General features: G+C 39.2%; 22 protein-coding genes. 3 read left to right on the top strand and 19 right to left on the bottom strand.

What is annotated here, in order from left to right; translation table 11 throughout:
• The first annotated feature begins 161 nt into the window (after nt 1-161).
• Both HT725_RS09405 and HT725_RS09400 read left to right on the top strand, forming a co-directional pair.
• Nucleotides 162-962: a DUF1189 domain-containing protein gene (locus HT725_RS09405; RefSeq protein ID WP_173253479.1), complete on the top strand. Its 801-nt coding sequence runs from the start codon at nt 162-164 to the stop codon at nt 960-962.
• A gap of 9 nt (nt 963-971) precedes the next feature.
• A complete protein-coding gene (locus tag HT725_RS09400; protein ID WP_001145438.1) occupies nt 972-1,958 on the top strand; it encodes a LacI family DNA-binding transcriptional regulator in 987 nt (328 codons plus the stop codon).
• A gap of 106 nt (nt 1,959-2,064) precedes the next feature.
• On the opposite strand, the gene HT725_RS09395 is transcribed toward HT725_RS09400, so the two are convergent.
• The 13 genes from HT725_RS09395 to rgg all read right to left on the bottom strand — a co-directional run bounded on the left by HT725_RS09395 (nt 2,065) and on the right by rgg (nt 12,684).
• Nucleotides 2,065-3,006, bottom strand: coding sequence for a YitT family protein (locus HT725_RS09395; protein ID WP_050261019.1), 942 nt, complete (start codon nt 3,004-3,006; stop codon nt 2,065-2,067).
• Nucleotides 2,984-4,747, bottom strand: coding sequence for an aspartate--tRNA ligase (gene aspS, locus HT725_RS09390; protein WP_173253478.1), 1,764 nt, complete (start codon nt 4,745-4,747; stop codon nt 2,984-2,986). Before aspS ends, HT725_RS09395 begins: the two co-directional genes overlap by 23 nt.
• Before the next feature lie 134 nt (nt 4,748-4,881).
• Nucleotides 4,882-5,112, bottom strand: coding sequence for a hypothetical protein (locus HT725_RS09385; protein ID WP_033682917.1), 231 nt, complete (start codon nt 5,110-5,112; stop codon nt 4,882-4,884).
• 17 nt (nt 5,113-5,129) lie between these two features.
• Complete coding sequence (locus HT725_RS09380; RefSeq protein WP_173253477.1) at nt 5,130-5,771, bottom strand: type II CAAX endopeptidase family protein; 642 nt, start codon at nt 5,769-5,771, stop codon at nt 5,130-5,132.
• Between the two features lie 9 nt (nt 5,772-5,780).
• The gene (locus HT725_RS09375) at nt 5,781-6,479 is read right to left on the bottom strand and encodes an ABC transporter permease (protein WP_173234491.1); all 699 of its coding nucleotides are present in this window, start codon (nt 6,477-6,479) and stop codon (nt 5,781-5,783) included.
• A complete protein-coding gene (locus HT725_RS09370; RefSeq protein WP_061425775.1) occupies nt 6,472-7,296 on the bottom strand; it encodes an ABC transporter ATP-binding protein in 825 nt (274 codons plus the stop codon). Before HT725_RS09370 ends, HT725_RS09375 begins: the two co-directional genes overlap by 8 nt.
• A gap of 10 nt (nt 7,297-7,306) precedes the next feature.
• Nucleotides 7,307-8,047, bottom strand: a complete 741-nt coding sequence (locus HT725_RS09365) for a DUF3169 family protein (RefSeq protein ID WP_049513535.1) — start codon at nt 8,045-8,047, stop codon at nt 7,307-7,309.
• Between the two features lie 2 nt (nt 8,048-8,049).
• Nucleotides 8,050-8,247 (bottom strand): hypothetical protein, encoded by a 198-nt coding sequence (locus HT725_RS09360; RefSeq protein WP_173253476.1) that lies wholly within the window; start codon nt 8,245-8,247, stop codon nt 8,050-8,052.
• A complete protein-coding gene (locus HT725_RS09355; RefSeq protein ID WP_001176227.1) occupies nt 8,247-8,453 on the bottom strand; it encodes a helix-turn-helix transcriptional regulator in 207 nt (68 codons plus the stop codon). Before HT725_RS09355 ends, HT725_RS09360 begins: the two co-directional genes overlap by 1 nt.
• Nucleotides 8,454-8,462: 9 nt before the next feature.
• A complete protein-coding gene (locus HT725_RS09350) occupies nt 8,463-8,777 on the bottom strand; it encodes a hypothetical protein (protein WP_173253475.1) in 315 nt (104 codons plus the stop codon).
• 144 nt (nt 8,778-8,921) lie between these two features.
• On the bottom strand, nt 8,922-10,202 hold the full coding sequence (gene hisS, locus HT725_RS09345) for a histidine--tRNA ligase (RefSeq protein WP_138701477.1): 1,281 nt from the start codon (nt 10,200-10,202) through the stop codon (nt 8,922-8,924).
• A gap of 77 nt (nt 10,203-10,279) precedes the next feature.
• On the bottom strand, nt 10,280-11,527 hold the full coding sequence (locus HT725_RS09340; RefSeq protein ID WP_173253474.1) for a transporter: 1,248 nt from the start codon (nt 11,525-11,527) through the stop codon (nt 10,280-10,282).
• Nucleotides 11,528-11,832: 305 nt separating this feature from the next.
• Nucleotides 11,833-12,684 (bottom strand): quorum-sensing system transcriptional regulator Rgg, encoded by an 852-nt coding sequence (gene rgg, locus HT725_RS09335; RefSeq protein ID WP_173253473.1) that lies wholly within the window; start codon nt 12,682-12,684, stop codon nt 11,833-11,835.
• A gap of 123 nt (nt 12,685-12,807) precedes the next feature.
• On the opposite strand from rgg, the gene HT725_RS09330 reads away from it, so the two are divergent.
• Nucleotides 12,808-13,149 carry a metal-sulfur cluster assembly factor gene (locus tag HT725_RS09330; RefSeq protein ID WP_023944033.1) on the top strand — a complete coding sequence of 114 codons (342 nt, stop codon included), beginning with the start codon at nt 12,808-12,810 and terminating at the stop codon, nt 13,147-13,149.
• Nucleotides 13,150-13,325: 176 nt separating this feature from the next.
• On the opposite strand, the gene ilvD is transcribed toward HT725_RS09330, so the two are convergent.
• From ilvD to HT725_RS09300, 6 genes are all read right to left on the bottom strand, one after another.
• Nucleotides 13,326-15,029, bottom strand: a complete 1,704-nt coding sequence (ilvD, locus tag HT725_RS09325; RefSeq protein ID WP_049534874.1) for a dihydroxy-acid dehydratase — start codon at nt 15,027-15,029, stop codon at nt 13,326-13,328.
• A gap of 230 nt (nt 15,030-15,259) precedes the next feature.
• A complete protein-coding gene (locus tag HT725_RS09320; protein ID WP_173219987.1) occupies nt 15,260-16,192 on the bottom strand; it encodes a transketolase family protein in 933 nt (310 codons plus the stop codon).
• Nucleotides 16,189-17,046 carry a transketolase gene (locus HT725_RS09315; RefSeq protein ID WP_173219984.1) on the bottom strand — a complete coding sequence of 286 codons (858 nt, stop codon included), beginning with the start codon at nt 17,044-17,046 and terminating at the stop codon, nt 16,189-16,191. The genes HT725_RS09320 and HT725_RS09315 overlap by 4 nt, the downstream gene beginning before the upstream one ends.
• A gap of 3 nt (nt 17,047-17,049) precedes the next feature.
• Nucleotides 17,050-18,396 (bottom strand): PTS ascorbate transporter subunit IIC, encoded by a 1,347-nt coding sequence (locus tag HT725_RS09310; protein ID WP_173253472.1) that lies wholly within the window; start codon nt 18,394-18,396, stop codon nt 17,050-17,052.
• Between the two features lie 12 nt (nt 18,397-18,408).
• Nucleotides 18,409-18,693, bottom strand: a complete 285-nt coding sequence (locus HT725_RS09305; RefSeq protein WP_000912476.1) for a PTS sugar transporter subunit IIB — start codon at nt 18,691-18,693, stop codon at nt 18,409-18,411.
• Between the two features lie 3 nt (nt 18,694-18,696).
• Nucleotides 18,697-20,727 (bottom strand): BglG family transcription antiterminator, encoded by a 2,031-nt coding sequence (locus tag HT725_RS09300; protein ID WP_173253471.1) that lies wholly within the window; start codon nt 20,725-20,727, stop codon nt 18,697-18,699.
• Nucleotides 20,728-20,753 lie beyond the last annotated feature (26 nt).

Raw genomic sequence — 20,753 nt, 5'->3', positions numbered from 1 at the left:
CGGCTAGCTTCCTAGTTTGCACTTTGATTTTCATTGAGTATTAGCGATTGTTACTGTAAGTAATGTCCTTACAACAAGCAATTTTTCTCCTAGACTTGAAATAAAGTACATTTCTCTATATAATAATACTCATATAGAAAACACCTTTTAGAAAGATACCTATGCTTCCATATCCATTTTCCTATTTTTCAAGTATTTGGGGATTTCGTAAGCCCCTATCCAAACGTTTCGGGCTCAACTGGTTTCAACTTCTCTTTACCAGTATCTTCCTTATCAGCTTGTCGATGGTACCCATTGCCATCCAAAACAGCTCACAGGAGACTTATCCGCTAGAAACCTTTATCGATAATGTCTATGAACCATTGACAGATGAGGTTGTCCAGGATCTCTCTGAGCATGCTGCAATTGTTGATGGTAAATTTACTTATACAGGAACAGCTAGCCAAGCCCCTTCTCTTGTGATTGGCCCCAGTCAAAGCAAGGAATTACCTAAGGACTTGCAACTGCATTTCGACACAAAAGAACTGGTCATCAGCAAGGAAAATAAGGAACTGACCCGAATCTCTTACCGAGAGATTGAGACTGAGAGTTTCAAAAGCAAAGACAGCTTAACCCAAGCAATTTCTAAAGACTGGTACCAACAAAATCGTGTCTATATCAGTCTCTTCCTAGTTCTCGGTGCCAGCTTCCTCTTTGGTTTGAATTTCTTTATCGTCTCTCTAGGAGCTAGTCTTCTCCTTTATATCACTAAGAAATCCCGACTCTTTTCATTTAGAACCTTTAAAGAGTGCTACCATTTTATCTTGAACTGTTTAGGATTGCCGACTCTGATTACACTTATTTTGGGATTATTTGGCCAAAATATGTCAAACCTCATCACTATACAAAACATTCTTTTTGTTCTGTATCTGGTCACTATCTTTTATAAAACACATTTCCGTGATCCAGATTACCATAAATAGGAGATTTTTATGCCCGTTACGATTAAAGACGTGGCCAAGGCTGCTGGTGTTTCGCCTTCAACCGTAACCCGTGTTATTCAAAATAAATCAACCATTAGCGACGAAACAAAAAAACGCGTTCGCAAGGCTATGAAAGAACTCAATTACCATCCCAACCTCAACGCTCGCAGCTTGGTAAGCAGTTATACGCAAGTTATCGGCTTAGTTCTTCCTGATGACTCAGACGCCTTCTACCAGAATCCTTTCTTTCCATCGGTTCTACGTGGTATCTCTCAAGTCGCATCTGAAAATCACTATGCCATTCAGATAGCAACAGGGAAAGATGAGAAGGAACGTCTCAACGCTATTTCACAAATGGTCTACGGCAAGCGTGTAGATGGGCTAATCTTTCTCTATGCCCAAGAAGAAGATCCCCTCGTCAAACTCGTAGCAGAAGAACAGTTCCCCTTCCTTATCTTAGGTAAATCTCTATCTCCTTTCATCCCACTTGTCGACAATGACAATGTTCAAGCTGGTTTTGATGCAACTGAATATTTTATCAAAAAAGGCTGCAAACGCATTGCCTTTATCGGAGGAAGTAAAAAGCTCTTCGTGACCAAAGACCGTTTAACAGGCTATGAACAGGCGCTGAAACATTACAAACTTACCACTGACAACAATCGCATCTACTTTGCAGACGAGTTTCTGGAAGAAAAGGGCTATAAATTTAGCAAGCGATTATTCAAGCACGATCCACAAATTGATGCCATTATCACAACCGATAGCCTCCTAGCTGAAGGGGTCTGTGACTATATTGCCAAACACCAGCTGGATGTCCCTGTTCTCAGCTTTGACTCGGTTAATCCCAAGCTCAATTTGGCAGCCTATATAGATATCAATAGCCTAGCCCTCGGACGCACTTCTTTAGAAACTATTCTCTGCATCATCAATGATTCTAAAGAAAATAGACAAATCTGCTACCGCCAGTTGATTGCCCACAAAATTATTGAAAAATAAGAGACTGGGCAAAAAGTCGTTAAAATCAAAAAACGCATACTATCAGGTGTTAAAAACTTGATAGTCTGCGTTTTATTGTGGGAAGACTCATTTTAAGTACTAGTCACTAGTTATCTATCTCAACAAATCTTCCTAGAATATGAACATTCTCTGATACAGAGACAAAGGCCCCTGGATCCACTTGTGTCATAATCTGTTTAAATTCATTAAACTCTGCACGTGTAATGACAGTGATTAAAACTGCCTTTCTCTCGTGATTATAGGTTCCTTCTGCATCGTGGATCATGGTTGCTCCGCGGTGCAATTTTTTATGGATTTTTTCAATTACCTTGTCTGGATGATTGGTCACAATCATGGCCTGCATGCGTTTTTGCTTGGTAAAAACTGCGTCTGTTACACGGCTAGAGACAAAGATGGTAATCATAGAGTAGAGAGCGTATTTCCAACCAAAGGTCAAACCAGCTATCAGCATGATGGTCCCATTTACCAAGAAAGAAATACTACCGACATTCTTACCCGTTTTCTTGCGAATGGTCAGGCTGACGATATCCGTCCCACCACTGGAGATATTGTTTCGAAGAGCAAAACCAATCCCCAAGCCCATAACAACACCCCCAAAAAGAGCATTGATAATGGGATCCTCCGTCAAGGTTGCCACAGGGACAAACTGGATAAAGAAGGAACTCATGGATACCGTGATAAAGGTAAAGACGGTGAACTTATGCCCAATCTGATACCAGGCCAAGACCATCAAAGGGAAGTTAATGGCGTAGAAGGTTAGCGAAATCGGAATATGAAAACCAAACCAGTGATTACTCAAGGCAGAGATAATCTGTGCCAGACCTGTCGCACCACTCGAATACACATGCCCTGGTTGGAAAAAGAAATTGACCGCCACTGCTGATAAAAAACCATAGACCAGAGAGGCTGAAATCTTCTCGTCATACTTCTCACGAGAGATGCTTTGTAAGACACGTAAAATTTTTATCTGATAAGCAAAGCGGCGCAGATAATAGCGCCACCGCTTAATTCGTTTTGCTTGTTTCATCTTCTTCTACTTGTAAGCTGAGTTCCTCTAGTTGTTTAAGAGCTACTGTTGAAGGAGCTTGTGTCATTGGGTCAGTTGCCTTGTTGTTCTTAGGAAAGGCAATGACTTCACGGATATTTTCTTCTCCAGCTAAGAGCATGACAAATCGGTCAAGCCCGATAGCCAAGCCACCGTGTGGTGGGAAACCATAGTCCATGGCTTCAAGAAGGAAACCAAACTGGTCATTTGCTTCTTCAGCTGAGAAACCAAGAGCCTTGAACATGCGTTCTTGAAGGTCTTTTTGATTGATACGAAGGCTACCACCACCAAGCTCATAACCGTTCAAGACGATATCGTAAGCAATGGCACGAACCTTAGCCAAATCACCTTCTAATTCGTAAGCAGTCTCTTCCTGTGGAAGGGTGAACGGATGGTGGGCGCTCATGTAGCGGCCTTCTTCTTCAGACCATTCAAACATTGGCCAGTCAACCACCCAAAGGAAGTTGAATTTATCGTTATCAATCAAGCCAAGCTCTTTGGCAATACGTCCACGAAGGGCACCAAGAGTTGCGTTAGCTACTTCAAGCGTATCCGCCACAAAGAGAACCAAGTCCTTATCTTCAAGAGCAAGCGCTGTTGTCAATTCTTCTTGGATACCAGTCAAGAACTTGGCAACTGGTCCGTTTAATTCTCCATCAACTACCTTGACCCAAGCAAGACCTTTGGCACCATACTGCTTGGCTACTTCGGTCATCTTGTCGATGTCTTTACGTGAATAGTTGTCCGCAGCGCCTTTGACCACAATGGCTTTTACAGCAGGTGCTTCTGAAAAGACTTTAAAGTCTACACCTTTGACCACTGCTGTCAAATCCTGAAGCAACATGTCAAAACGCGTATCAGGTTTATCAGAACCGTAAAGAGCCATCGCATCATCGTATTTCATACGAGGGAATGGAAGCGTCACTTCGATGCCTTTGGTTTCTTTCATCACGCGCGCAATCAAGCCTTCTGTGATATCTTGGATTTCTTGCTCAGTAAGGAAGGACGTTTCCAAGTCGACCTGAGTGAACTCAGGCTGGCGGTCACCACGCAAGTCCTCGTCACGGAAACATTTAACGATTTGGTAGTAACGGTCAAAACCAGCATTCATCAACAATTGCTTAGTAATTTGTGGACTTTGAGGAAGGGCATAAAAATGTCCTTTATTGACACGAGATGGCACCAAGTAGTCACGCGCCCCTTCAGGAGTTGACTTAGAAAGGAATGGTGTCTCCACGTCGATAAACTCCAACTCATCCAAGTAATTTCGGATAGAGTGGGTCACCTTAGCACGAAGTTTGAGATTTTCCAACATTTCTGGACGACGAAGGTCAAGGTAACGGTAACGCAAACGTGTATCGTCATTGGCCTCAATGCCATCCTTAATCTCAAATGGGGTTGTCTTAGCTGTATTAAGCACTGTCAGAGCTGTCACGTTTAACTCAACTGCACCAGTTGGCAACTTATCATTGGCTTGCTCACGCGCAGCGACCTGACCAGTCACCTCGATAACAAATTCACTACGAAGGCTTTCAGCTGTTGCCATAACCTCTGCAGAGACTTTTTCAGGGTTGATAACCAACTGCATGATTCCTTCACGGTCACGAAGGTCGATAAAGATCAAACCACCGAGGTCACGACGACGGCCAACCCATCCTTTCAAGGTTATTTCTTGTCCGATGTGTTCCTCACGAACACGACCAGCATACATACTACGTTTCATGTTTTCTCTCCTCTTTTATTCTGTTACTATTTTACCATAAAAGCGCAGGCTCTTCATGAAAATCATCAGAAAAGTTTGCCAGTCTTTAAAAATTAACGCCAATACAAAAATCCGATGAAGTTCACCGGACTCTTTTATTTTGAATTTTTGCCTGCTTTACGCTTTTCAGCAATTTCGGCTGCCTTTCGAGGCAAGACGATTTCCGTCGTATAAGCTGTCCCAAAACGCCAGATACCGGCAATAGGGGCAAAGACCACTGCTAGATGGCTGTAGAAGAAATCTCCCTTAAAGGCATAAGCTAGCGCTCCAATAATGAAAAATAGAACGACTGCTTGAATCACTGCTAATAAAATTACTCGTTTCATGTGACCTCCTGACTCTATTATAGCATGAGAATCATCAAAAAGCCGACTAAATTATTCAAAGCGTGAAGAGAAATACTGTAGACCAGACCTTTTCTGCTAATATAAGCCAAGCCCAAACTAAAACCAAGGCTAAAATAGACAAAAAATTGTTGCACATCACCTGGGAAATGAATCAAGGCAAACAAAACACTCGATACCAGAAGAAAAATCAGAGTTTGTTTACTATTGTCCTGCTTAGGAAAGAGGTAGCGTGCTAACATCCCTCTAAAGATAAGTTCTTCCGTCAAAGGAGCAAAAATAACGACCGCAAAGAATGAGAAAAGTGGTTGAGACAAGGTCAAGTCTATCGCTATTTGCTGATTTACTGAAGGATCATTTGGCAAGAAAAACTGGACAACCAGAGATAAGAACCAAACCAAGGCAGGAAGCCAAATAAATCGGTTGAAGCCACTCTTCTCAATACGAACAGGACCTTTCTGATACCATTTGTAAATGCCGTACACATAAACTCCAGCCAAGGCCACATAGAGCAAGGTCACAGCATAGGGTGAACCGCCTAAGGCAAGCGAAGTAGTCGCGAGCACCTGAATGAAGCCATAGATGAATAAAAAGGATAGAAAGGCTAGAAGAAACCAGCCAAGGTTTTTAAGTAATTTCATATAGATCTCCTATCTTGCTTTATAGCTGTTTTTCAATACAAAGAGGTTTGCTATCCCTAACACAAGTACCCATGCAAGTAACATACCAATATTAGAAAAAGATATTTCCCCACCTTTTTTATTTAAAAGATTTACAATAGGACCAACGAACGAGTAATCCAACATTTTTTGAGCCGTATCATTTTGAAGAGCAATTATGGGTAAAAAAGATACGATTAGCATAGGGAAGATACTATAAACTTGCGCTTTAGATTGAGTATCTGACACCGCACCGATTAGAAGGTTGAGAAAAATAATACAAATAGTTGCTAGGAGCAAATAGATAGCATAGGCAAATAAATAACCAGATACATCTACTTTAAGATAGATGGGAAGTACAATCATAGCAAGTAACATTATCAGAATAGGGAGAACGAGCATACTGAAAGTATATTCTGTTGCTGTCACACCACTTAGAATGAGTGATTTAAGATTTCGTTTTTCCTTATCCTCTGCCATCATAATCGATACCATATAACCACTTCCCATGCTCAAGACCATCGTCAAGCTAGCAGATAGTAAAAATAGGCTCAATTGTCCATTCTTATTTAAAAATTCATTATATAAAACAGCAATACCAAAAGGCATCAATAGAGTCGCCAACAAAGTTGAATTGCTGATAAGAACTTGCACTCTTAACCATAGTAGGGCATTTAATTTTCTAAACATCTAACTTTTCTCCTGTCAATCTGATAAAGATTTCTTCTAGTGTCGGCTCACAAGAGTGAACCACCATCAAATCTGTCGTGTCTAAATGTGGTAATTCTTCAAATGGAACTATCTGTTCTCGTCCATCGTTATAAACCACATGTACTTTCTTATCCACATGATACTTCTGGATAATATCTTGTGGACTTCCATACTCTATTAAATTACCCTTATTTAAAAGAGATAAGCGATCACAAAGCAGAGTTGCTTCATTCATATCATGCGTGGTCAGAAAGATAGTTGTCCCCGCCTGCTTTAATTCTTGAAGTAGGGTATGAATCATCTTAGATGTTGTAGGGTCTAAGCCACTGGTTGGCTCATCGAGAAAGAGAATCTTAGGAGCATTCAGAAGGGCACGAGCCAAGAACATTCGTTGTTTCATTCCAGTAGATAACTTTTCTGCAATAATATCTTTAGCATCTGCCAATCCAACCTGTTGGAGCACCTGATTTACTCTATCTGACTTGAGACCATATAACTTAGCATAGATGAGAAGATTTTTGTAAAGACTCATCTTTTCATAAAAACCACTGCCATCACTAACAATACCAATTTGTTCCAAATCATTTGAGGTTAAATCTTGAGAATTCTTGCCTAACAAAACTGTTTTACCTTGATCTGCAGCCAACTGACCTGTTAAGACATTGATCATGGTTGTTTTACCTGAGCCAGAAGGGCCAAGAAAACCAAAGATTTCACCTTCCTTAATCTCAAAAGAAATCTGATGAAGAGCTTTTTTGCTCCCAAAACTTTTACTTACATTTTCAACACGAATCATAAAAACTCCTTTATTTGAAATAACGTTTCACCATAGGTAACTGCATCACATTGATATAAATATGGATTGCTCCGACAAACAAGAAGGCTAGTAACTGAATCTCTCCTGTCAGTAAAGAAAAGAGAGCAATCAGAAAGTACAAAGCTGGCAAGACATACTGATGTAATTGGAATAAAATCCGAAAACTCTGTTCCAAATTAGCCTGGCGCTCCCCTTCATCGCAAGAATTGACATAACCTAAGATATCCTTTGGCATAGAGAAAAATACCATATCAAACTGGCGAACAATCGCAATGGTTTTATAAAAATATTTTTGAGCATTAAAAGTCAACACTAATCCCAAAAAAGAAAGAGATAAGGTTAGATTGCTTCTATTTAGTATGACCACTTCACTTGCTGAAATGAAGAGAGCCAATAAAATCACTACACTTGCACTATTAAAAGCAATACTTCCAAACTCAAGATTCCGATACATTTGCACATAATAGCTTTCATTCAGATCATCATCCATTTCCTCTTGATACAAGGAATGAAATTTTCTGCTTTTCTTTAAGAAATTAAAAGTCAAAAAAAGACTAATGAAACCTAATACTAAACAAATAGCTGATATCCAAGGTATCAAGACTTTTACATCTAAAATAACTTCGTAGGATTCGGCACGTGCCTTAAACATCCCTACAAACATGCCCAAGAAGCCTCCAAATACAACAGACATTAAAAATAACAAGACACCTTTCTTATTCTTTTTCATATTCATTCTCCTTTTTCACTTGCTAAATTGTTTACTTTCTTTTCAATCCAGTCAACGACTGGGATGAGTGCAAAGTAGGCCCAAATAAATTGGTCGCTGTAATAGAGATCAAACCGTCCTAGATTTGTTCCAATTAGTAGACACAGGCTGACTAATAGAGCTATGGCAACTACATAATAGATTACTTTATACTTGTTCATCACTCGTCCTCCTCCAAGCGAAATACTGATTCGACTGTTTCGTTGAAAATTTGAGATATTTTCAGGGCAATGATAATGGACGGGGTGTACTCATCCCGTTCTAGTAGACTAATGGTCTGCCTGGAAACCCCTGCCAGCTTGGCTAGGTCGGTTTGATTGAGACCATCGCGAGCCCGAAGCTCTTTTAGACGATTTTTAAGTTGCATGTTACACACCTACTCTCCGTCAAATTCAACTGTTTGGATATCCTCAATACGTTGCAACTTGATTTTTTCTTTTCCCGTCTTATCTACGTATCGTAGCTTGACCCATTCCTCATCAACATCCACAACTTCCCAAAAATTTGTTCCAAATAGTTCTCCAATGATTGTTGGTTTCTTTCCAATCATTTCTTGCAATAATCTCGACATTTCTGCGTTTCCTTTCTCTTTTCTTTCGATTACCTTTAACCTCTTCTCTAACCGCTTGATTTTCTTAGATTGACTCATATAAATCAAGACGAGAAAAGGAAACAAAATCCATACCCACATGTGGCTCCCTCCTATTTCTTAACTTGCTTATATTGTAACACATCTTTTTCTTTTTGACAAGCATATTTGTCAAAAAGTTTATGATTTTTGTCATTTTGCAAAAGAAAAAGGTCAGGAGTAAGGTCCTGACCAGTTTTTCTACTATTAAAAGCCTAATTTTTCAAAGATTTCTGAAAAGTTTTGGCTGATTGTCTCAAGTGACACTTGCACTTCTTCTCGGGTTTGGTTGTTCTTGACTGTCACTTGTCCGCTTTCGACCTCGCTCTCTCCTAGGGTGATGAGGGTCTTAGCCGCAAAGACATCGGCTGACTTGAATTGAGCTTTGAGCTTACGGTTGAGGTAATCGCGCTCTGCTTTGAAACCTTGTTGGCGAAGAGCTTGTACCAATTCCAAGGCCTTGATATTTGCTCCTTGACCCAAGACTGCGATATAAACATCTAAGGCGTTTTCAATAGGGAGGGCCACACCTTGCTTTTCAAGAATGAGAAGCAAACGCTCTACACCAAGTCCAAAACCAAAGCCAGCAGTTTCAGGGCCTCCAAAGTAAGAAACCAAACCATCGTAACGACCACCCGCACAGACTGTCAGGTCATTGCCCTCAATCTCAGTGATAAACTCGAAAATGGTGTGGTTGTAGTAGTCCAGACCACGCACCATATTGGTATCGATGATGTAGTCTACTCCAAGATTTTCCAACATCTGACGCACAGCATCAAAATGAGCTTGACTTTCTTCATCAAGGAAGTCCAAGATAGACGGTGCATTCTCTACTGCTACCTTGTCTTCTTTTTCCTTAGAGTCCAAGACACGGAGAGGATTTTCCTCCAAACGACGTTGGCTATCCTTAGACAAGGTCTCCTTGAGCGGTGTCAAATAGTCAATCAAGGCTTGGCGGTAGGCCGCACGACTCTCAGGATTCCCAAGAGTGTTAAGGTGTAATTTGACACCTTGGATACCGATTTCTTTCAAGAAATGGGCTGCCATCGCGATTGTTTCCACATCGGTAGCTGGATTGCTAGAGCCAAAACACTCAACACCAATCTGGTGGAACTGGCGCAAACGCCCTGCCTGTGGACGCTCATAGCGAAACATCGGACCCATGTAGTAGAACTTACTTGGCTTTTGCACTTCTGGGGCGAAGAGTTTATTTTCCACATAGGAACGGACAACGGGTGCAGTTCCTTCTGGACGGAGGGTAATATGGCGGTCACCCTTGTCATAGAAGTCATACATTTCCTTGGTTACGATATCCGTTGTATCTCCGACAGAGCGACTGATAACCTCATAATGCTCAAAAATAGGCGTGCGCACTTCTGCATAGTTGTAGCGCTTGAAAATCTCACGGGCAAAGCCCTCAACGTACTGCCACTTGGCAGACTCAGCAGGTAAAATATCCTGCGTTCCTTTTGGTTTTTGTAATTTCATAGGGAATCCTCTTTAAACTTAATAGTCTTATTTTACCATAAATAGAGGGATTAAAACAGTGAGAAAAAAATTAGGATTTAAATATCATTTTTAAGATTAAGGATTGTCATAAGAATAGCCAGCAAGGAAAGACCAACAAATAGCATCCAAGTCAACTGTATATTCCATACGGCAACAAGTGAAAAACAAGCTGTTCCCACAGGTATGGATAAGGTAAATAATAAACCTAAAAAATTACTGGTACGAGCTAAAACCTCTGGAGCTAGATTTTTCATGAGCATGGCATTAATCTTTGGAGCAACTTTACCAGACACATACAGAGTTAAAAATAGAAATAGCAAACCAAGCACGACTTGATTGAATACGTTAGCCAAACCAATTAGAGTGAGCCCTACGGTAGCCCACATCATCAATCTAGGCAAGGACTGCTTCCCAAAATAATCATTGCCCGTAAGGCTACTAATGATGATTGCTAACAAAGCACAGAATTGACTGATAAATAATGCCTCTGTGTAAGAAAAGTCAAAAAGAGAATGGCTCAAAAAGAAGATATTGTAAATTCCACCCAAAGCGCCACCCAAGGCATTGATAAGCAAGACAGCAAAGAGCATAAAACCAAAGTTTTTCTGTCCACTTTTAAGAAAAACGAGACGTAAATTTCGGTAAATTGTTAGGAACTGGTCTTTGATAGAAAGCTTCTCATTTTTTAGGTTTTCACGATCAGCAGATGACATTGACAGGCTCAATTTGCTTTTTCCTAAAAAGAGAATAGAGGCTGATACTAGGAAAAAGCAGGCATTGATTCCCGCAACAAGGGAAAAATTGTTGACCGATAGGCCTAAGAGCCAGACTCCGAAAGCTTGACCACCAATAGCTGAAATATAGGTGATGAACTGGGAAAAAGAGTAAGCTTCCATCAGATCATCTTCAGCTACTTTCTCCTTAATAAGAGGCATGCGCAAGCCACCTGCAAAATCACTAATCACATCACTAATGACATTGATCAAACACAAGCTAGAAAAGGCAAAGAGACTAGCTTGCTGAACAACTAGGGCTGCTAGAAAAAATAAAACCGCCTGAAACAAACCGCTATAGACCATCCATTTGACCTTGTCTCTCGTGTAATCTGCCCGAATCCCTACAAAAACTGTAAAGAGAGTCGGAAGAAGCATGACAATATTCGCCATAGCAACCGCAAAAGAGGCTTGTGACAAGGTCGATGCATAGACGATAAATACCAGATTGAAAATCGAAGCACCAAAAGCATTGAAGAATCGTGACAAAGTCAAGAGACGATAAGCTTGATTTCTGAACAATAGTTTCATAGGTAATCTCCCTTCTTGTTCAAATACTCAATGAAAATCAAAGAGCAAACTAGGAAGCTAGCCGAAGGCTGTACTTGAGTACGGCAAGGTGAAGCTGACGTGGTTTGAAGAGATTTTTGAAGAGTATAAGTTTTATGTGAAGTATGACTATAGTATAGCACTTAGAAATTTTAGAGGAGAAACTTTTGAATATATGCAACAAATGAAATGATCAAAAAGAAACGATAGAATTTCTCCAGTGACACGAGAGAGCCCAACAGTTCTATCGCTTAAAATTTCAAATTATTTTCTTAGTTTGCAGATATTCAACAATCGGTCGTTTTTCTATAGTATTCGGCAGATTTGTTACAGCCTAGCATCTCAAAAATACGGACAGCATCCTCCATCTTTTTCTGACCTTCCTTGACTCTACCCTGCTTGCTATCAAGGAGACCTTCCGCCCACAAATAGACAATTCGGAAATAGGTTTCATTTTCATTGTAGAAATGCTCTTCGATAACACGTTTAAAATAAGAGGCATTGGTAAATTCTTCACACTCAATGCTGGCTAAAAAGCCATTCAATAGTATAGTGTGAAAAAGGTTTCGATTGCCAGACATTTCCATTAGGAAATCAGATTTACGTACCATCTCTCTAACATACCTAGTGAAAAGAGAAACAGATAGAAATGGTGAACTGACTGAAAATAAATTGAGTTCATAGATTCCCCAGATCTCGGTAGAAAACAAGTACTCATGAAGGACTTTCCCTTCCTCTGCTGTTAACTCTACCCTTTCATCCATGCTCTTCATATAAGACTTGATAATAATGGCATTTAGAATATGTTTCTGTTTATTTTGAGAATGGGCATGCTTTTGATACTCCCTGCGATACAAGTCCTCAAGAGGAGCTATGTTCTTTGGATCCAAGACATCTTTGATTTCTTTTCTCAACTCAGAATCTGTATCATACTGAAAACCTCTCGCTAGAAAGAGGATTTCCTCCACACTAGCAGATATATTTTCTAGGGCAAATAAAAACTTTTCCACCGAAAGCTCACTCTGACCTGTTTCAAAGCGAGATAACATAGACGGCGAAAATTGTCCTCCAGTTGCTTGTCTCAGCGAGATATTTCTTGACTCTCGTAATTGTCTAAAGACTTTTCCAATCTGCTCCATAGACTTCCCCTTGATTCCGTATTTTCTTCATTTTATCATATTTTTCAGAAAATTCATCAAAAACTTGCCAAATTGTCAGAATTATGAGAAAATAGAGGATATTTATTACGTGGAGGGACTGTAATGAGAGACGATATCAAAATCAATGACCGTGCTTTGGCCATACAAGACCAAATTATCGAAAAACTAGAGAAGGTTTTTGATACAGATGTGGAATTGGATGTTTACAATCTAGGGCTGATTTATGAAATCAATCTGGACGAAACGGGTCTCTGCAAGATTGTCATGACCTTCACCGATACTGCCTGCGATTGTGCCGAAAGCCTGCCTATCGAAATCGTGGCAGGTCTGAAACAAATCGAGGGTATCGAAGATGTCAAGGTTGAAGTTACCTGGTCGCCTGCTTGGAAAATCACACGAATCAGTCGCTACGGCCGTATTGCCCTTGGACTGCCACCTCGTTAAGCAGGAAAATCACTTTTGAAGATGAAAAAAAGCAAGCCGAAGTTGGCTTGCTTTTTGATACTCAATGAAAATCAAAGAACAAACTAGGAAACTAGCCGCAGGNNACGAAGTCAGTAACCATACCTACGGCAAGGCGACGTTGACGTGGTTTGAAGAGATTTTCAAAGAGTATGAGTTTATTTTTTACCTGACTTGTCCATATTCCAGAAGTCTGTCACGGCTCCGCGTGAAGCAGATGATACGATGTGGGCATATTTACCGAGGACACCACGACTATAAAGTGGTGGTAAGGTTGTTTCTGCCTTGCGTTTTTCAAGTTCTTCTTCGGATACGGCCATGGAAATTTCTTTGGTATCTTGGTCAACCGTAACGATATCACCTGTACGGAGGTAGGCAATCGGTCCACCATCCTGAGCTTCAGGAGCGATATGTCCAACAACCAGACCATAAGTACCACCAGAGAAACGTCCGTCTGTCAAGAGGGCAACCTTGTCTCCTTGACCTTTACCAACGATCATTGATGAAAGTGACAGCATCTCAGGCATACCAGGACCACCTTTAGGTCCAACGAAACGGACAACGACTACATCGCCATCAACGATTTCATCTGTCAGAACAGCCTGAATCGCATCTTCTTCTGAATCAAAGACCTTAGCTGGACCAACGTGACGACGCACTTTCACACCTGATACTTTAGCAACCGCACCATCAGGAGCAAGGTTCCCGTTCAAGATGATAAGCGGACCGTCCGCACGTTTTGGATTTTCAAGTGGCATGATAACTTTTTGACCTGGTGTGAGGTCTGCAAAGTCAGCCAAGTTTTCAGCGACAGTCTTACCAGTACATGTGATGCGGTCTCCATGAAGGAAACCATTCGCCAGCAAGTACTTCATAACCGCAGGCACACCACCGACTTCGTAGAGGTCTTGGAAGACATACTGGCCAGATGGTTTCAAGTCGGCCAAGTGAGGCACACGCTCTTGAATCGTATTAAAGTCCTCAAGTGACAAATCAACATTGGCAGCATGGGCAATGGCAAGCAAGTGAAGAGTAGCATTGGTAGAACCACCGAGAGCCATAGTTACAGTGATGGCATCTTCAAAGGCTTCACGAGTCAAGATATCTGATGGTTTGAGACCAAGTTCCAACATCTTAACAACAGCACGTCCTGCTGCTTCGATATCTTCTTTCTTGTCAGCTGATTCAGCTGGGTGAGAGGATGACCCTGGCAAACTCATACCTAAAACTTCAATAGCAGTCGCCATGGTATTAGCAGTATACATACCACCACAGCCACCAGGCCCAGGGCAGGCATTACATTCAAGACGTTTCACGTCCTCAGCTGTCATATCACCGTGGTTCCATTTTCCGATCCCCTCAAAAACAGAAACCAAGTCGATGTCTTTGCCATCAAGATTTCCCGGTGCAATAGTTCCACCATAAGCGAAAATAGCTGGGATATCCATATTAGCAATGGCAATCATAGATCCAGGCATGTTCTTGTCACAGCCACCGATAGCGACGAAGGCATCCACGTTGTGCCCACCCATAGCCGCCTCGATTGAGTCTGCAATGATATCACGAGATGTCAAAGAAAAACGCATACCAGGCGTTCCCATGGCAATCCCATCCGCTACAGTAATAGTTCCAAACTGCACAGGCCAAGCACCTGCAGATTTGACACCTTCTTTAGCCAATTTCCCAAAATCATGCAAGTGAATGTTACATGGTGTATTTTCCGCCCAAGTCGAAATCACTCCCACAATCGGTGTTTCAAAGTCCTTATCTGTCATACCAGTCGCACGAAGCATGGCACGGTTTGGTGATTTTACCATACTGTCATAAATGCTACTGCGGTGACGTGTATCTAATTCAGTCATTTGTTCCCTCCCATTTCAGTTCTTACTATTATAGCACATTTTAAAAGCAATGAACAGAAGAAAATTCTTGAATTTTCAGAAAATTCTATATACATATAAACATTTTAAATTAAAAACAACAAAGCGGATCAGGGCACTTTCTGATTACCAGAATATGCTTTTAATCCGCTTGCTTTAAATAACGTAATGTAATTTTTACAGAAGTTCTTTCAGATAAGTGTATTTAACATCTATCTTGCATTATAAAACTCTAGAACTTTCTCTTTTATATTCGATTCACTCAAACCATACTCATTAAGAAGATAATCCATTTTCCCTACTTGACCGAATCTTTCTTGAACACCCATCCGATGAATTTTTGTTATTCCATCATCAGAGAATAATTCACATAAAGCACTGCCAATTCCACCTATCTGATTGTGGTTTTCTACAGTAAATATAGTTTTTCCACTTAACATTGTTTTTATCTGTTCTGGTATCGGTTTGATTCTAAATAAATCTATCACACCTACTGAATAACCTAATTTAGATAGTTCATCTGCAACTCGAATACTTGGAGCAACCATTATGCCAGAAGCAACGATTACAACATCTTCACCATGTCTTAACTCAACGTAGCCTTTAGAAAAATCTTCTCCACCTTGATATACAGCCTCTGGAGCTTTTCGAATTGTTCGAATATATTTTAGTCCTTTTAAGTCTAATGTCTGGTTCAAGATTTCACGAAATTGGATATCATCAGTTGCTTCAAAAATGATCGATTTAGGAATTAAACGTAACAATCCAATTTCTTCAAATGGCATATGTGTCCCACCATTCATTTCTGCAGTTACTCCTGCATCTGATCCAATCACAGTGGCATCCAATTGTGCGTATCCAAGAGAAATAAATAATTGATCAAATACTCTTCGTGAAGCAAAAGGGCCAAATGTATGAAGATAAGGTCTAAAACCCTGAATAGATAAACCTGCTGCAAGTCCGACCATCTCTGCTTCCATGATCCCAACATTCACATAACGATCTCCAAAGTCCTTTTCAAGATTATTAGTAGCCATCGAACTTGACAAATCTGCTTCTAAAACTACTATATCAGAATAACTTTGGTTAGCCTCTAAAAGGAAGTCTCTATATACATGCCGTAATTCCTTCGTACTTCTCATCATTCTGTTTCCTCCAATTCCTGACTTAATCTTTCTACAACTGAAGTTAACATTTGTCTCTCCTCTACAGTAGGGCGAAGATGATGATTGGATTTCATTTCTTCCAGCTCTCTAACTCCTTGACCTTTAATAGTGTCTAATACAATACACTTAGGAGATGAATTATTTGACTGTTTTAATTGGACAATCCCTTCATAAATTTCTCTAATATCTGAACCATTGACCCTAATGGATTCAAATCCAAATGCTGAAAATTTTTCTACGAAATCACCTGGATTACAAATATCCTTTGTAAAACCATCTAATTGTTTTTTGTTATCGTCTACAAATACAATTAAGTTGGATAACTGTTGATGAGAAGCAAACTGTATAGCCTCCCAACATTGTCCCTCATTTAACTCACCATCTCCAACAATAGCATAGGTATAAAAGGGACTTTTTCTTATTCTCTGACCATATGCAAGTCCGGTTGCAACACTAATTCCCTGTCCTAAAGAGCCAGTTGTCATATCTATGCCCGGCGTTAGATTTCTATCAGGATGAGACGGTAATTTGGTTCCATTTGCATTTAAAGAATATAAGAATTCTTTGTCAAAGAAACCATTCAAATAGAGTGTACTGTATAGAGCTGGTCCTCCGTGACCTTTTGATAATATGAAATAATCTCTATCTCGTGATGCAAATATTTCTGGAGTCATTGGCATTATTTCACCATAAAGCACTGCTAGAACTTCTACGATAGACAGACTTCCTCCGTAATGTCCGAATCCAAGATGATTCAAGGTTTCAAGAGTATTTAATCGGATTTTTGTTGCAAATTTTCTTAACTCATATTCTCTATTTTTACTTAAAATCATCCCTTATTCCTCCTTTACAGATGGCTTTTTAATAAAGGATACTCCAAACATAACTGCTAAAATAAGAACAAGACCAATCACAATGCCTGCTTGTGAGCCAAATTGATTTAACATTCCTAAAATAATTCCTGATAGACCAAAATCTGCATCTGAGAAAGTTGATCCTTGGAAACCAAGTCCTCCCAAAACTGGCATTAAAAAGACTGGAAGAAAACTGATTAAAATACCTTGTAAAAATGCTCCAATAGTGGCTCCACGAACACCACCAGATGCATTCCCAATGACACCTGCAGTCGCTCCACAGAAGAAATGAGGCACAACACCTGGTAAGATAACAACCGTTCCTGAAGCAATCATAATTGCCATACTTACTAAACCACCAACAAAACTAGAGATAAATCCAATTAGAACTGCATTGGGTGCATAAGTATAAACAATCGGACAATCCAAAGCAGGTTTTGAATTAGGTACAAGACGCTCTGAAATACCTTTAAAGGCTGGAACAATTTCACCCAAAATAAGGCGAACACCTGCCAAAATAACAAATACACCTGCTGCAAATTGACCTGCTAATTGTAAAGCATAAACTAGACCACTTGTACCATTACTGATTTCTTTTTCTATATATTCTGACCCTGCAAAGATAGCTACAATAATGTAAATAACTGCCATAGATAAAGTAATACTAACAGTACTATCACGTAAAAAAGCTAAACTCTTTGGGAATTTAATGTCCTCTGTTGATTTTGATTTGTCACCGATAAGGCTACCAGTAAAACCACTCAACCAATATCCCAAAGAACTGAAATGACCTAAAGCCACCTTGTCATTTCCAGTTAATTGAACCATATATTTTTGCACAAATGCTGGGGAAATACTCATAATAATACCGAGTGCTAATCCTCCTAGTAAGATAAGAGGCAAACTTGTAAAGCCAGCAACTGATAAAATGACTGCAATCATACACGCCATATATAGAGTGTGGTGCCCTGTTAAAAAGATATATTTGAATCGAGTAAAACGAGCAATTAAGATATTGAATACCATACCTGCAAACATAATCATTGCAGTAGCTGAGCCATATGTTGTTAAAGCTACAGCTACAATTGCTTCATTATTCGGCACAACGCCAGATAAATGAAAAGCATGCTCAAACATGGTACCAAATGGATTTAAAGAATTTTGTACAATTCCTGCACCACCAGATACAACTAAGAAACCAACAAAGGTCTTAATTCCACCTTTAATAATATCAGGTAATTTCTTCTTCTGAAGAACTAATCCTAAGATTGCAATTAAAGCTACTAAAATAGCTGGTGTACTAACAATATCCAATATGAACTTCATCATGACGCTAGCCTCCTATATAAGTCCTTTTTCTTCACAAAGTTTCGTAATTAATTCTCGTAGTTCATCCATATCAATAATACTATTTAAGATACGAACATCTCCAAGATGACTAGCTGAATCAGCTAGATCACGACCAACAATCCAAATATCAGCTGCATTTGGATCTGCTCCACCTAAATCATAGTGTTCAACTTCTACATCTGAAACATTCAAATCACTCAATACAGATTCAATATTCATCTGTACCATAAAACTTGAACCTAATCCTGAACCACAAGCTGTACCAATTTTTAACATTATTTAATCCTCCTGTTTAATTATCATTTCAATGTCATCATAGTTTTTTGATGATATTAAAGTTTGAACATGATTTTTATCTCTTAAAATTGTTGTTAAATGTGACAAAGCCTTTAAATGACTCTCATTATCAATGGCTGCAATACAAATCAACAATCTTACCTCTTGTTCTGGATTATCCAATAAATAAATCGGTTCTTCCAAAACTAACATTGACATTCCTATTTCATTCACACCTTCATCTGGCCGAGCGTGAGGAATTGCTACTCCCTTCCCTAAATTAATAAAAGGCCCAAACTCTTCTACTTTTTGAATCATTGCCTCAGGGTAGTTCTCCGTTATCTTATCTTGATCCAAAAGCGGTTTAGCTGCTAAACGAATCGCCTCCTTCCATCCTAATTTTTGCGAACTAACCTGATAGGTTTCTTTGGTAATAAGTTGTTCTAGCACTGGTACAATTTCCTTTCTATCATTTTTTTGATAAAGATAATTCTTTAACGCCAATCTTAATTCCAATTCTTGTGTAATAATTCCATATCTTTTGACAATATTCAGGATTTGTTCAATCTCAAAATCCCCATACTCTAAATTCGGAAAATCTTTTAACACTAGTTCTACTAGTTGTATTGCTTGCTCTTCAGTCATCATAACCGAAACTAGATAATTTGGCTTTTCTGTCTCCACCTTTATGGTAGAAAAAACCATATCATAGTCACTACTAGCTTTCACCTGTAAATCATCAATCTTTGAGGTTCCTATAAACTCAATTTGAGGAAATAATGCTAATAGATTTTCTTTTAACATCAATGAAGAACTAACACCATTAGGACAAATGATTGCTGCTTTATACCATTTTTGAGGCAAAGTATCTGCTTTCTTTAAATAACCTCCGAAATGGATAACAAAATATGCTGTTTCACTATCAGGTATGGGTTTGTCAATAGCGTCCATCAAGGGAGTCAAAGAATCTTTTACTAGTTCAAATAAATCAGGATAATGTTCTTTAACATGCAATACATATTCATTTGAACTAGGTAGGCCGAACTTTAATCTATAGTAAGCCGGTATAAGGTGGCGGCGAAGATTTTCTCTCAATCCTTCCCTTTGTTTAAAATGTAACAAAGAAATATCTTCCATTCTACTTATAATAGCCTCTGTTAGTTGATTAAAGTAAACCGGAGCAACATCTACTTCACCTTCAAAGCAACTTGATAATAAAACTGTGATATAGCGATAATCATCCTCAGAAAACACCGTATCTATAATCCCCAAATCAACCACTGTATCCAATAAAATAGTGGTTATATCTTGAATAACAGGAGATACTAATGTCTCTGAAAGACATACTCTTTCAACATCCCTTTGATACCTACACAGAATGAATACTAAACCGAAAAGGCAAACTTTTAATTGATTTACAATAGGTACTAGCTGTAGCTTCTCATAATAATCTTTAACTACCTGATTTATCAAATCATAAGTTAATGAATACCCCCAACTGGATAAAACATAATCCAAACCCCAAATTCCTATGGAGGATTCCAGCAACTCACTAACCATTTGAAAAGCTAAACGGTGCTTATTCCACTCTGAACCGTGTAAAGTATAACCTTTTGCTCTACTGTACCCTAGCTCCAAATCATTATCTAACATAATCTTTCTTAATGATTGAATATCAGATAAGGTTGTATTCTTACTTACTTTCAAAAAGTCTTGGTAATGATTATTTGATATAAAATCTAATCGGCAAAAAGTGTAAAGATAGATTAAAGCTAAGCGAGTCGACTTTGGTAAAACCAATTCATCCGACTTAATAATATCTGTCAAAGACTGCTTCGTACGATTTGATAAACTATAGCGACCTTGCTTTTTATCCAGCACTATCCCTTTATTAGCTAGATAAGGCACTAAATAATCTATTCCTTCTTTGACTTCCTTTATAGGTAAGCTCACCTTAACAGATAACTCATATAATGATAGCTCACAATGATCCATCAAAGTCATCAAAATAACTAGTGCTCTATAATCAAACATTTCTCTTCCTTTCTAACTACAATTAT

This window comes from Streptococcus sp. 2579 (assembly GCF_013277195.1).
In the GTDB taxonomy this organism is placed as follows: Bacteria; Bacillota; Bacilli; order Lactobacillales; family Streptococcaceae; genus Streptococcus.
This window is presented reverse-complemented; position numbering and strand designations above follow the sequence as displayed.

What these genes read in the sequence shown, in the direction of transcription:
- HT725_RS09380 (WP_173253477.1), bottom strand. Translation starts at nt 5,771, where the DNA reads ATGAAATTACTTAAAAACCTTGGCTGGTTTCTTCTAGCCTTTCTATCC.
- HT725_RS09395 (WP_050261019.1), bottom strand. Translation starts at nt 3,006, where the DNA reads ATGAAACAAGCAAAACGAATTAAGCGGTGGCGCTATTATCTGCGCCGC.
- HT725_RS09405 (WP_173253479.1), top strand. Translation starts at nt 162, where the DNA reads ATGCTTCCATATCCATTTTCCTATTTTTCAAGTATTTGGGGATTTCGT.
- HT725_RS09320 (WP_173219987.1), bottom strand. Translation starts at nt 16,192, where the DNA reads ATGATGAGAAGTACGAAGGAATTACGGCATGTATATAGAGACTTCCTT.
- HT725_RS09340 (WP_173253474.1), bottom strand. Translation starts at nt 11,527, where the DNA reads ATGAAACTATTGTTCAGAAATCAAGCTTATCGTCTCTTGACTTTGTCA.
- HT725_RS09375 (WP_173234491.1), bottom strand. Translation starts at nt 6,479, where the DNA reads ATGTTTAGAAAATTAAATGCCCTACTATGGTTAAGAGTGCAAGTTCTT.
- hisS (WP_138701477.1), bottom strand. Translation starts at nt 10,202, where the DNA reads ATGAAATTACAAAAACCAAAAGGAACGCAGGATATTTTACCTGCTGAG.
- aspS (WP_173253478.1), bottom strand. Translation starts at nt 4,747, where the DNA reads ATGAAACGTAGTATGTATGCTGGTCGTGTTCGTGAGGAACACATCGGA.
- HT725_RS09330 (WP_023944033.1), top strand. Translation starts at nt 12,808, where the DNA reads ATGAGAGACGATATCAAAATCAATGACCGTGCTTTGGCCATACAAGAC.
- HT725_RS09360 (WP_173253476.1), bottom strand. Translation starts at nt 8,247, where the DNA reads ATGAACAAGTATAAAGTAATCTATTATGTAGTTGCCATAGCTCTATTA.
- HT725_RS09370 (WP_061425775.1), bottom strand. Translation starts at nt 7,296, where the DNA reads ATGATTCGTGTTGAAAATGTAAGTAAAAGTTTTGGGAGCAAAAAAGCT.
- HT725_RS09385 (WP_033682917.1), bottom strand. Translation starts at nt 5,112, where the DNA reads ATGAAACGAGTAATTTTATTAGCAGTGATTCAAGCAGTCGTTCTATTT.
- HT725_RS09300 (WP_173253471.1), bottom strand. Translation starts at nt 20,727, where the DNA reads ATGTTTGATTATAGAGCACTAGTTATTTTGATGACTTTGATGGATCAT.
- rgg (WP_173253473.1), bottom strand. Translation starts at nt 12,684, where the DNA reads ATGGAGCAGATTGGAAAAGTCTTTAGACAATTACGAGAGTCAAGAAAT.
- HT725_RS09355 (WP_001176227.1), bottom strand. Translation starts at nt 8,453, where the DNA reads ATGCAACTTAAAAATCGTCTAAAAGAGCTTCGGGCTCGCGATGGTCTC.
- HT725_RS09350 (WP_173253475.1), bottom strand. Translation starts at nt 8,777, where the DNA reads ATGTGGGTATGGATTTTGTTTCCTTTTCTCGTCTTGATTTATATGAGT.
- ilvD (WP_049534874.1), bottom strand. Translation starts at nt 15,029, where the DNA reads ATGACTGAATTAGATACACGTCACCGCAGTAGCATTTATGACAGTATG.
- HT725_RS09400 (WP_001145438.1), top strand. Translation starts at nt 972, where the DNA reads ATGCCCGTTACGATTAAAGACGTGGCCAAGGCTGCTGGTGTTTCGCCT.
- HT725_RS09310 (WP_173253472.1), bottom strand. Translation starts at nt 18,396, where the DNA reads ATGATGAAGTTCATATTGGATATTGTTAGTACACCAGCTATTTTAGTA.
- HT725_RS09305 (WP_000912476.1), bottom strand. Translation starts at nt 18,693, where the DNA reads ATGTTAAAAATTGGTACAGCTTGTGGTTCAGGATTAGGTTCAAGTTTT.
- HT725_RS09315 (WP_173219984.1), bottom strand. Translation starts at nt 17,046, where the DNA reads ATGATTTTAAGTAAAAATAGAGAATATGAGTTAAGAAAATTTGCAACA.
- HT725_RS09365 (WP_049513535.1), bottom strand. Translation starts at nt 8,047, where the DNA reads ATGAAAAAGAATAAGAAAGGTGTCTTGTTATTTTTAATGTCTGTTGTA.